Below are 11,544 nucleotides of genomic sequence, written 5' to 3'. Positions count from 1 at the left end.
GCCTACCGCGACCACGTCCGCGCCGAAGCGCGAAGTGCGGATTTCCGGCGCGGTCAGCATCGCGGCATCCGCGTACTCGCCCAGCACCCGCCGCGCCGGCTCGATCAGCGTGTCGCCCAGCCGCACTGCCGGTCCGCCGATGACGATCGCCATCGGGTCGAAGCTGGCCCAGAGGTTGTTGAGCAGGACGCCGAGCTGGCGGCCGGCTGCGTCCACTGCGGCGCAGGTGGCCGGGTCGCCGTCGACCACGCGGCGGAACAGCCGGTCCAGCGCGGGATGGCTGGGCAGTTCGGCGCCTAGCAGCGCGCCTAGGCCGATCAGGGCATCGGCGCAGCCGCGCCTGCCACACGAGCACAGCGGCCCGCCGGCCTGCAGGATCGCGTGGCCCGCTTCGCCGGCAAAGCCGTGCAGGCCGGTCAGCAGGCGGTCGTTGACGATCACGCCGGCGCCCACGCCATAGCCGATTGACAGATAAATCAAGGGATCGGTGCTGGCCTGGTCGCCGAATTCGAACTCGCCCAGCGCGGCGACGTTCGCCTCGTTCTGCATGTACAGCGGCAGGCCGTCCAGCGGCGAGCCCTTGGCGTGGGCCTGGACGATCCCGGCCACGTCCACGTCACGCCAGCCGAGGTGGGGCGCGTGGTGCAGCAGACCCAGCGCCTCGTCGACGGCGCCGTGCAGGCCGATGCCCACGCCGAGAATGGGGCGCCCGAGCCGTTTCGCCAGCTTCGCGAGCGCGAGCGCGGCCAGCCGGATGCACGACGTGGGGTCGCCCGGATCCTCGTACGTGAGGATGCGCGTGTCGAGGACTTCGCCCAGCAGGTTCGTCGCGACGACGCGGGCTTCGTCCACGCCCAGTTCGGCGCCGAGCAGAGCCAGGCGCGACGGATCGAGATGCAACGGCGTGGCACGCCGGCCGACTTCGCCCGTCACGAGCAGCTCGCTTTCGGTGAGCCAGCCTTCGTCGACCAGTGCGCGCACGAGCAGGCTGATGCCGGCCTTGGTCAGGCCCAGCACGTCGGCCAGCGCCGCGCGCGACAGCCCGGGCTGGGTGCTCACCTGGCGTACGACGGCCATGCGGTTCAGTTGTTTGAGGAGTTGCTGGTCACCGGTAACTTGCATGGGCTAAGAAAATCAAGTGGTTGTGATGATTATGCAACGGGTTGGAAAAATTTGTTGGTCATGCAAACTGCATATTTGCAACATCTTTCCGTCTCGCAACGCAAAGTTTCACGGCCCGGTCATCCTCATCGTATTGGATGAAGTGATTGATTTAATTATGAAATCGATTTCTCGCGTACGTACCGACATCAATGTACGTATGTTACGTAATCCCCGCTTTCACGATCAAAACTGTGTCCCGCCGTGGTGCACCGACGCTCATTGTTGAGGCAAACATTTGGTTTGATCGATTGACCAAAATATTTAGTGTCATTAATCTACGGGAAATGATGTCCGCTATCAATGATAAATAAGGCAACAAAGCGACGGCTGCCGCAGCCGCCGCAGCGGACAACAGACCCCGCCGGCAATGACCCGATGCGGGCCGCCAGGTTGTAGCACCACCAGTACGGACGCCGCCGCCCGTCGGGTCCGGCGTTTTTTCGAGAGACGAGAGGAGACACAGTGCAACACACCAAGAGGGTTTTTTCCCATCACCTGAACACCAGGCATCGCCTGATCAGCCTCGCCGTTGCGAGTGCCTGTGCCGGCCTGGTTGCGCCGGCCCAGGCGCAGGATACGGGCGCCGCCAACGGCATCGCCGCGCCGACCGACCAGACGGGGTCCACGCCCGTGCAGGGCGTCGCGACGAATACCGTCGTGGTGACCGGTATCCGGGCCAGTATGCAGTCGACGCTGAACCTGAAGAAGAACTCCGATGGTATCGTCGACGGTATCGTCGCTGAAGACATCGGTAAATTCCCGGACACGAACCTGGCCGAGTCGCTGCAGCGCATCACCGGCGTGTCTATCGACCGTCAAAATGGCGAAGGCCAGAAGATCACGGTGCGCGGCATGGGCCCCGACTTCAACCTGGTGCTGTTGAATGGCCGTCAAATGCCGACGGCTGACCTGAACGACGCGAACGGCCGCTCGTTCTCCTTCGACAACCTGGCGTCGGATGCCATTTCGCAGCTGCAGGTCTACAAGACCAGCCGCGCCCAGGATCCGTCCGGCGGCATCGGCGCCACGGTCAACATCATGACCGCGCGTCCTCTCGACCAAAAGGGCACCGTGGCGAGCGTTGGCGTCAAGGGCGTGGTGGACCAGTCGAGCCAGAACCTGCCCGACTTGCTGAAGGGTAAGCGCGTTACGCCTGAAGTTTCCGGCATCTTCAGCACCGTCAGCAAAGATGGGATGTGGGGCTTTGGCGGCAACGCCAGCTACTCGAAGCGCGACTCGGGCTTGAATCGTGCCCAGATCGCCAATGGCTGGATCGGCCCCTACAAAGGTTCGGATGTGATTGACGGCTCGACCTTGCCGCAGCCCGGTGCGCCCGTCGGCAGCGTAACGAACCGTCCAGGTCCGAACGATCTGTATGAGCGCCCACAAAACTTTGGTTACCAGGTCAACGGTCTCGAGCGCGAGCGTGTGAATGGCCAGGCCGTGCTGCAATTCCGTCCGGTCAAGGAACTGACCGCGACGCTTGATTACACCTTCGCGCAGAACAAGCTGCACACCCGCCGCGCCGAGATGAGTGTCTGGTTCGCCCAGACGCCGACCTCGACCAGCACCTGGCCGGGTGGCAGCAACCAGGCGCCCTTGACTTACTCGGAAGTGTACAACACGCCGCAGGACATGTCGGTCATCTCAGCCGACTATGCCACCAAGAACACGCTGAATTCGGTCGGCTTCAACACTGTCTGGAAACCGAAATCCGGCCTGAGGTTCACGCTCGACGCCCACTCGTCGAGCGCCGAATCGAAAGCCGACAGCCCATGGGGCAGCAGCAATCAGCTGAGCAACGCCAGCTTCAGCCGCGGCAGAACCTCGATTGACTTCACCCACGAGCTGCCGATCCTGGGCATTGACGGCACCAACGTGGCCGCCGAGCCGATCCAGGCAACCGGTTCGCAGTTCTCCAACACCTACGTCAAGTCGACCGTCAAGCAGTTGCAGTTGAGCGGCGAGTGGAAGGTGGCCGAAGCGTCGAACCTGAACTTCGGTGTGGGCTATACCGACGTGAAAAACCGCTCGACCTCATCGCTCGTGCAGAACAACGGATGGTCGGGCTTGACCAACAAGAACGACTATCCCGCCAGCCTGTTCTCGAAGAGTGACACCGCCAGCTACTTCGACCAGTTCGGTGGCGACGGCGCGGCCGGCATGTTCAGGGACTTCTACACGGCCGATTTCGGCGCACTGCGCGCGGCAACCGCCGCCGCCGCCACCAAGCCTGGCTATGTCAGTAACGACGGTCTGAAAACGCAAGCAAGCTTCCTGCCGAATTTCGCCACGACCGACAGCGACCAGCGTCTGGAGGAAAAAACGACGACGGCCTACGTGGCCTTGAGCCAGGACTGGGAGCTGGCCATTCCGGTCCACACCTCGGTCGGCCTGCACTTCGAAAAAACCAAGGTCACTTCGGTGGCCCAGGTGCTCCCGGCGACGGGCGTGACCTGGATTTCGCAGAATGAGCTGCCGCTGACCTTTGCCGGTACCGCCTACTCGAACACGCATGGCTCCTATAGCAACGTGTTGCCAAACGTGAATGCCGACTTCGACGTGACCTCGAACTTCAAGGTGCGCGCCGGCGCCGGCGTCACCATCAGCCGCGCCCGTTACAACGAGCTGCAGGGCGGCCTGAACATCGGCACCGGTTCCGACTACTATCTGGGTGGCACTGCTGCGACGGGTAATCCGAGCCTCAAACCGGTGAAGTCGAAGAACCTGGACTTGTCTTTCGAATGGTACTTCACCCAGCACAGCGTCGCCTCGCTGGGTCTGTTCAACAAGAAGTTGACTGACTACACTGCCCAGAGCCAGGTCCTGGAAAACCAGTACGGCATCCATACCCCGATCGGCGGCGGGTACTATAAAGCCGCCCTGGCGACTGGTGGTTGCACCGTCGCGGACACCAACTGCATCCGTAACTACATTCTCAACAACTACAACGGCCAACCTGGCGTCACGAAGACCGGTGTGAACTCCGTTGGCAATGCCACCGGTGTGATCACGGGCATCCCGAGCGACCCGCTGATGCAGTTCAGGACCTCCAGCTTCGTGAACTCGCAGCCGGCCAGCTTGCATGGCGCCGAATTGGCCGTTCAGCATATGTTCGGCGAGACCGGCTTTGGCGTTCAGGCGAACTACACCTACGTGACCTCGCCATTGAAATACAAGAACGACCAAACCACCGATCAGTTCGCAATCCTGGGTCTGAGCAATTCGGCCAACCTGGTGGGTATCTATGAAAACTTCGGTTGGACGGTACGACTCGCCTACAACTGGCGTGACTCCTTCCTGGCGTCGAAGACCGATGGCGGCGGACACCTGGATCCGGTGTACACCGCCTCGTATGGCCAGACCGACCTGAGCGTGGGCTATGCCGTGACCAAGAACCTGAACGTGCTGTTCGAAGGGATCAATCTGACCAATTCGACGCAACGTCAGTACGGCCGCACCAAGAGCCACTTCCTGAACGCAACCCAGACCGGCCCACGTTACATGGTTGGCGCACGTTACACGTTCTGATTGCTGAAGTCGGCACTTGATAAGTGAGCAGGTCCTGAAGCAGGCCGTGGTGACGACCATGGCCTGCTTTTTTCTTGCTACACTGAATCGCTACACTACTTACTGGATGGAACTCGCGTGCGTAGTCAACCCCTGGAAAAGGTCGTGATCGTCGGTGGCGGCTCGGCCGGCTGGCTGACCGCCGCGCTGGTCGCGGCAGCGCATCAGACCCCTGCCGGCCCGGCCTTGAAGGTGACCCTGATCGAATCGCCCGACGTGGCGCCGGTGGGCGTCGGCGAGGGAACCTGGCCCAGCATGCGTGAGACCTTGCGCCGCATCGGCGTGTCCGAGAACGATTTCTTCCGCGCCTGTGACGCCTCGTTCAAACAGGGCTCGCTGTTCGTCGGCTGGGTCGACGGCAGCGATGACGACGCGTATTACCACCCGTTCGAACTCCCCTACGGCTATGGCGAAACCCATCTGGCCGCGAGCTGGCAGCGCCAACACGGCGCCGTGCCGTTTGCCGATCTGGTCAGCGTCCAGCCGCACCTGTGCCGCGCCGGCAGGGCGCCCAAGCAGGCGACGACGCTGGAGTTCGCCGCCGTGGCCAACTATGGCTACCACCTCGACGCCGCCAGGTTCGGCCTGTTCCTGCGCCGCCACTGCACCGAGAAACTCGGCGTGGTCCACGTGGCGGACCATGTGGTGGCGGTCCATGCGCACGATGACGGCGACATCGCCTCGGTGCAGACGGCGCTGGGCGGCGCCATCGAGGGCGATCTGTTCATCGATTGCAGCGGCTCGCAAGCGCTCTTGCTGGGCAAGCATTACGGCGTGCCCCTGCTGCCGCAAGGGCATATCCTGTTCAATGACCGCGCTTGCGTGGTCCAGCTGGGCTATCCGGAGCCGGCCAGCCCGATCGCATCGCAGACCCAATCGACGGCGCAGGAAGCCGGCTGGATCTGGGATATCGGCTTGCCGACCCGGCGCGGCATCGGCCATGTGTATTCGAGCGCCCACACCAGCGACGCGCAGGCCGAGCAGGCCTTGCTGGCCTACGTCGAACGCAGCGACGGTGGCGCACCGATGCTCACCGCGCCGCGCAAGCTCGGCTTCGAGCCCGGCTACCGCGACCATTTCTGGCATCGCAACTGCGTGGCCATCGGCCAGTCGGCCGGATTCATCGAGCCGCTCGAGGCGTCGGCACTGGCGATGGTGGAGTTGTCCGCCACCATGCTCAGCGACGGCATGCCGGCCAACCGCGCCGTGATGGACATCGTCGCCAAACGCTTCAACGATGCCTTCACCTACCGCTGGGAACGGGTGATCGATTTTCTCAAGCTGCATTATGTGCTCAGCCGGCGCAACGCCAGCCAGTACTGGCGCGATCACCGGGCGGCGGCATCGATTCCCACGCGCCTGAACGAGTTGCTCGCGCTCTGGCGCACGCAGCCGCCGTCGCGCTACGACCTGCATCGGATCGAAGAGCTGTTTCCCGCCGCCAGTTATCAATACGTGATGTACGGCATGGGGCTGGTGCCGGAGGTGGACCGGCGGATCCGCCACTGCGAGCACGCCGATCTGGCCGACGGCTACTTCCGCCAGGCGGCCGCAATGACCCGCAAGATGCTGGCGGGGCTGCCAGGCAACCGCGAACTGATCGGGCATATCGTGCATCACGGCATGCCGATCAGGTAGTCAATGACATTTGAATGAAGAGGCAAGCAATGACCCACCGTGTTTTGTTGAACAACGTCGAACACAAAGACCTGAAAATCATTCTTGGCCGCGGCACCCGGTTCGGTGACGGCGAGACGATCTGCCCGACCTTCCCGGCCGAGTTTCGCAATGTGCTGGCCCACTATCCGATCGTGTTCCGCGAGACCGGCAACGAACAGCGCTACGAACCGGTGGCGCTGTTCGGTTTTGCGGAGGGCGAGAACCTGTTTGCCGGCGCCGATGCCTGGGATGCGCTGTACGTGCCGATGGCCGTGGCGCGCCAGCCCTTCTCGATGGGACTGCATGGCGACGGTCTGCTGGTGCATGTCGACCTCGATCATCCAAAAGTGAGCACGACCACCGGCTATCCGCTGTTTCTCGAATACGGCGGCCAGAGCGAGCTGCTGGAACAAGTCAACAGCCTGCTGCTGGCTTTGCACGAGGGGCTGCAGAGCAACGCCGGCTTTGTCGCCGCGCTGCTCGACCATGACCTGATCGAGCCGCTCACGCTCGACATCGAATTGAACAACGGCTCGCACAACCAGCTGCTTGGCTTTTCGGCGATCAACGAGGAAAAGCTTGCTGCGCTCGACGGTGCGGCGCTTGCGCACCTGCATCGGCACGGCTACCTGATGGCTGCCCATCAGATGGGTGCATCGCTCGTCCAGCTGCGCGAGCTCATCGAGCGCAAAAACCAGCGCGTTGCGGTCGATGGCTAAACCGATGCGCGAGATCAGCGGCGCGACACCGGGCGCGCTGACTGACGCCATTCTCACTGCGACCGAGCCGCTGGTGCTGCGCGGCCTGGTCGCAAGCTGGCCGCTGGTCAAGGCCAGCCTGCGCTCGCAGCGCGAGGGCATCGCCTATCTGCGCCGCTTCTACCGGGGCGAGGTGGTCCGTGCACTGATCGGTCCGCCCGAGATCGCGGGGCGCTATTTTTATAACGACGACATCAGCGGATTTAACTTCGACGCCGTCAACGCCAGGCTCGACGCGATCCTCGATCAAGTGCTCGAACACCTCGATGACCCGTGTGCGCCGACTTTTTATGTCGGCTCGACGACAGTGGACACCTGCCTGCCAGGCTTCCGGGACGAAAACGATCTCGACCTGGGCGATCGCGATCCGCTCGTCAGCGTGTGGACTGGCAACCGTTCGCGCATTCCCGCGCACCAGGATCTGCCCGATAACCTGGCCTGTGTGGCCGCCGGGCGTCGCCGCTTCACCTTGTTCCCGCCCGAACAGTTGAGCAACCTTTACATCGGGCCGCTCGATTTTGCGCCGGCCAATCAGCCCATCAGCCTGGTCGATTTTCATCGGCCGGACCTGGTGAAATTCCCCAGGTTTGCCGAGGCCATGGCGCATGCGCAGGTTGCTGAATTGCTGCCGGGCGACGCCATCTTCATGCCCAGCATGTGGTGGCACCATATCGAGGGGCTCGACAGTTTTAACGTCCTGATCAACTACTGGTGGCGCCAGTCGCCAGGCTATATGGATGCCCCGGTCAATACGCTGATGCACGCCATCCTGACGCTGCGCGAACTGCCGCCGCCCCAGCGACTGGCATGGCAAGAGGTGTTCCGCCACTACATATTTGAAGCGGACGGCAGTGAAGCGGCGCATATCCCGGAACCGGCGCGCGGGGTCCTCGGTCCGCTCGATCTCGACAAGGCGCGGTCCATGCGCGCCGCAATCATGCAGAAACTAAAACGTTAGCAGGAGACACCCCATGCAACAGAACAATCCGGAAAATATCGGCAGGAAGCCCGTGCGGCGCGTGGTCATCGCCGGCGGCGGCACAGCCGGCTGGATGGCCGCTGCCGTCATCTCCAAGATCTTGGGCAAGACACTGGACATCACGCTGGTCGAATCCGACGAGATCGGTACCGTCGGGGTCGGCGAGGCGACAATTCCCAGCTTGATTCAGTTTCACCAGTTGCTGGAACTGAACGAAGCCGACGTCATGCGGGCAACCCAGGCGACCTTCAAGCTGGGCATCAGCTTCGAGAACTGGCGCGCGCCGGGCGAGGACTATATCCACTCGTTCGGCTTGACCGGCGTCGACCACTGGACTGCGGGCTTCCAGCATTTCTGGCACAAGGGCCGCCAGCGCGGCCTGGCCAGTGACTTCGGCGACTATTGCCTGGAATTGAGGTCGGCCCAGCTTGGCCGCTTCGCGCATCTGCCGAACGACGTCATGAATTACGCTTACCATCTCGACGCGACCTTGTACGCCAGGTTCCTGCGCAAGTACAGCGAAGGTTTCGGCGCCAAGCGGGTGGAAGGCAAGATTGACCAGGTGATGCTTGACGCCGCCAGCGGCTACGTGACCGGGCTCAAGCTCGGAAACGGCGCCTTGATCGAAGGCGATTTGTTCATCGACTGCACCGGCTTTCGCTCGCTGTTGCTGGGCCAGACCATGGGGGTGGAATACGACGACTGGTCGCAATGGCTGTTTAACGACACCGCCATCGCGGTGCAGACTGAATTGATGGGCGAACCGGTGCCGATGACACGTGCGATTGCGCACGGCGCCGGCTGGCAGTGGCGGATCCCGCTGCAGCACCGGGTTGGCAATGGCCACGTATTCTCCAGCAAGTATATGGACGGCGAGGAAGCCATGCAGATCTTGCTCGACAATCTGCAAGGCGAGCCGCTGACGCAGCCGCGCATGATCAAGTTCAAGCCAGGCCAGCGCAAGCAATCGTGGAAAGGCAACGTCGTCGCCATCGGCCTGTCGAGCGGCTTTCTGGAACCGATCGAGTCGACCAGCATCCACCTGATCCAGCGTAATCTGATCCGTTTGATGCAGATGTTCCCGGCCGACGGCATCTGCCGCTCCGACATCGACGAGTTCAACACCCAAGTGCAAAGGGAGATCGCCCACATCCGCGATTTCATCATCCTGCATTACAAGGTGACCAGTCGCGCCGATACCCCATACTGGGAAGCTGCCAGGAACATGGAAGTGCCGGCATCGCTGCAACACCGCATCGACCTGTTCCGCGAAACCGGACGGGTGTTCCGCACCGAGGGTGAGTTGTTTACCGAGTCGTCGTGGCTGCAAGTCATGCTGGGCCAGGGCATGATGCCCGAGCAGCATCACCAGTCGGCCGACCTGATGGGCGATGCCGAGCTGTCGCAGTTCCTGGGCTCGATTCGCCAGAAGATCGAAAGGACGGTCCAGCAGTTGCCATCGCATCAGGCTTACGTCCAGCGGTTCTGCCGCGCAGAGAGGCCGAGCTGACCCTTTTAATTCGGAGCCGCCCATGTTCAACCCAAATCCCTCGATGAGTAAAGTCGCGCTGAGCGATGGCCGTTCTTATGTAGTCGTTGACAATATCCTGCGCGATCCCATGCAATTCATCGCCCATGCCGTCGCGCGGCGCGCGGATTTTTCGCCGGAAGATTCTCACTACTATCCCGGGCCGGAACTGCGGTTGCCCCCAGCCGCGCACCAGGCATTCGAAGCGTTTTTTTCACAATATATCCGGGGCCAGCTTGGCGCCCGGCGCACCCGCAGCGCCTTGTGCAGGATGTCGATGGTCACGCGCAAGCCGGAAAATCTCGAGCCATTCCAGAGAATCCCGCATGTCGATGGCGGTCCCTTCCAGCCGGGCGAAGGCAATTTCGCCATGGTCCTGTATTTGTTCAAGGATGAACGGCTGGGTGGCACGAGTTTTTTTCGACCGCGGGTCGACACCGCGACATTGTCGGCCATGATGGCCCGCGGGCAGCACATGGACCGTGACGCGTTTTCGGTCTTGATCGACAGCGCCCCCGCGTATCCGACCAAGACCAACGCATATTTTGAAAAGATGGCGACCGTCCCGGCGGCGTTCAACCGCGCGTTGTTCTATGATGGCACGATCTACCACAGCGGCGACATCCGCCATCCGGAGCTGCTCAGCGCCGATCCGGAACAAGGACGGCTGACCGTCAACGCGTTCTTCGGGGTGCGCCTGAACGCCTGCTGAAGCGCGGCTTCGAAAAGCTAGCGCGCTTTCGCGTGATCGATGTTAAACGCGATGGCGATGCGATCCTCATCGGTCAGGTTGGGGCCGACGTGGTGTTCGACCCAGCTTGGGAACATGATCAGCTTGCCCACTTCGGGCACCACGGATGCCGCCTCGGCCTGCACATTGCGGTAAAAGCTTCGTGTAAAGGTGCGCGCCAGGATCGGATCACGGAAGCAGAGCGAACCGGCACGTTCTTTCGCGGCCGGCACCTGCGGGTAATACACGCCGCTGATCCAACTGCCCGGGTGATTGTGGGGGCTGTTGGCGTGCCCTTTGCCATTGATAACCCCCCACATCGCGCCGAACTGCGCTTCCGTGACCTCCGGTTCCGCAAACCATGCGCCTTTGACCATGCATTCGTTGAGCACCCGCAGCACGAGTTGCTTGAGCTGTGCAAACCCCGGGATCGGCAACAGGTCATAGCTACGGAAGCCGCCATAGTTCGACAGGCCAGTCTTGTCGGCGATGCCGGCTACGACTTCCTCGTCGCGAATGGCATAGATCTGGCGCGCCAGTTCCTCGTTGTCTACCCCTTGGGTCTGCACAACGAAAACCGGCGTCGGAAATAACTCCAACACCTGCATGGACGCTTTCATGTTACTCATGGACCTGCCCAGGTTACGCCCTCGCTAGCGAATCCGAGGACTGGAATTGTCGAGATCCAAATTATGGCATTAATGTCGAAGGTCCGCCAATGCACCGGTGTGATCGAGCCGAATGTAGTGTCGCAAACGTAATCCGTCGATTTGAAGGGACAAGCTACATCGTTGACGTAGATCAGCGCGAAAGCGCTGATCTACAGATATGCTGGAGGCGAGGACGGGAGTCGAACCCGTCTAGACGGCTTTGCAGGCCGCTGCATAACCGCTTTGCTACCTCGCCGGAGGAGACTTGACTATGCCACAGCGACCGGTTATTCGTCGCAGCGACACGAGAAGGCTGGCTTCTCTGTAACTGGAGCGGGAGAAGAGTCTCGAACTCTCGACCTCAACCTTGGCAAGGTTGCGCTCTACCAACTGAGCTACTCCCGCATCGGGTACACCATCGTGAATTACCTGGAGCGGGAGAAGAGTCTCGAACTCTCGACCTCAACCTTGGCAAGGTTGCGCTCTACCAACTGAGCTACTCCCGC

At 61.9% G+C, this 11,544-nt stretch carries 8 protein-coding genes and 3 tRNA genes; 6 read left to right on the top strand and 5 right to left on the bottom strand.

The annotated features are described in order from the left end of the window. Positions 1–1,122, bottom strand: a 1,122-nt coding sequence (locus ACEN88_RS15010) for an ROK family protein (protein WP_413340774.1), incomplete at its 3' end; no start/stop codon positions are given. A gap of 504 nt (positions 1,123–1,626) precedes the next feature. On the opposite strand from ACEN88_RS15010, the gene ACEN88_RS15005 reads away from it, so the two are divergent. The 6 genes from ACEN88_RS15005 (at position 1,627) to ACEN88_RS14980 (ending at position 10,370) form a co-directional block, all read left to right on the top strand. After that, positions 1,627–4,695, top strand: coding sequence for a TonB-dependent receptor (locus tag ACEN88_RS15005; protein WP_413340772.1), 3,069 nt, complete (start codon positions 1,627–1,629; stop codon positions 4,693–4,695). Between the two features lie 117 nt (positions 4,696–4,812). Beyond that, on the top strand, positions 4,813–6,372 hold the full coding sequence (locus tag ACEN88_RS15000; RefSeq protein ID WP_413340770.1) for a tryptophan halogenase family protein: 1,560 nt from the start codon (positions 4,813–4,815) through the stop codon (positions 6,370–6,372). Positions 6,373–6,401: 29 nt separating this feature from the next. Next, a complete protein-coding gene (locus ACEN88_RS14995; RefSeq protein ID WP_413340768.1) occupies positions 6,402–7,112 on the top strand; it encodes a SapC family protein in 711 nt (236 codons plus the stop codon). 4 nt (positions 7,113–7,116) lie between these two features. Continuing rightward, positions 7,117–8,109: a cupin-like domain-containing protein gene (locus ACEN88_RS14990; RefSeq protein WP_413340766.1), complete on the top strand. Its 993-nt coding sequence runs from the start codon at positions 7,117–7,119 to the stop codon at positions 8,107–8,109. Between the two features lie 13 nt (positions 8,110–8,122). Further along, positions 8,123–9,640 carry a tryptophan halogenase family protein gene (locus ACEN88_RS14985; protein ID WP_413340764.1) on the top strand — a complete coding sequence of 506 codons (1,518 nt, stop codon included), beginning with the start codon at positions 8,123–8,125 and terminating at the stop codon, positions 9,638–9,640. Positions 9,641–9,662: 22 nt separating this feature from the next. After that, on the top strand, positions 9,663–10,370 hold the full coding sequence (locus tag ACEN88_RS14980) for a DUF6445 family protein (RefSeq protein WP_413340761.1): 708 nt from the start codon (positions 9,663–9,665) through the stop codon (positions 10,368–10,370). Between the two features lie 17 nt (positions 10,371–10,387). Here the strand turns inward: ACEN88_RS14980 and ACEN88_RS14975 are convergent, their stop codons facing one another. The 4 genes from ACEN88_RS14975 to ACEN88_RS14960 form a co-directional block, all read right to left on the bottom strand. Further along, positions 10,388–11,008, bottom strand: a complete 621-nt coding sequence (locus tag ACEN88_RS14975) for a TIGR02466 family protein (protein WP_413340759.1) — start codon at positions 11,006–11,008, stop codon at positions 10,388–10,390. A 212-nt stretch (positions 11,009–11,220) separates the two neighbouring features. After that, a tRNA-Cys gene (locus tag ACEN88_RS14970) sits at positions 11,221–11,294 on the bottom strand. A gap of 73 nt (positions 11,295–11,367) precedes the next feature. Next, positions 11,368–11,443: transfer RNA gene (locus tag ACEN88_RS14965), tRNA-Gly, on the bottom strand. A 25-nt stretch (positions 11,444–11,468) separates the two neighbouring features. Continuing rightward, a tRNA-Gly gene (locus ACEN88_RS14960) sits at positions 11,469–11,544 on the bottom strand.

The organism is Massilia sp. CT11-108, from assembly GCF_047302915.1.
GTDB classification, from domain to species: domain Bacteria; phylum Pseudomonadota; class Gammaproteobacteria; order Burkholderiales; family Burkholderiaceae_D; genus Telluria; species Telluria orientalis.
Note: the sequence above shows the minus strand (reverse complement) of the source record. Positions and strands in the feature narration are given on the sequence as shown.

What these genes read in the sequence shown, in the direction of transcription:
- ACEN88_RS14995 (WP_413340768.1), top strand. Translation starts at nt 6,402, where the DNA reads ATGACCCACCGTGTTTTGTTGAACAACGTCGAACACAAAGACCTGAAA.
- ACEN88_RS14990 (WP_413340766.1), top strand. Translation starts at nt 7,117, where the DNA reads ATGCGCGAGATCAGCGGCGCGACACCGGGCGCGCTGACTGACGCCATT.
- ACEN88_RS14985 (WP_413340764.1), top strand. Translation starts at nt 8,123, where the DNA reads ATGCAACAGAACAATCCGGAAAATATCGGCAGGAAGCCCGTGCGGCGC.
- ACEN88_RS14980 (WP_413340761.1), top strand. Translation starts at nt 9,663, where the DNA reads ATGTTCAACCCAAATCCCTCGATGAGTAAAGTCGCGCTGAGCGATGGC.
- ACEN88_RS14975 (WP_413340759.1), bottom strand. Translation starts at nt 11,008, where the DNA reads ATGAAAGCGTCCATGCAGGTGTTGGAGTTATTTCCGACGCCGGTTTTC.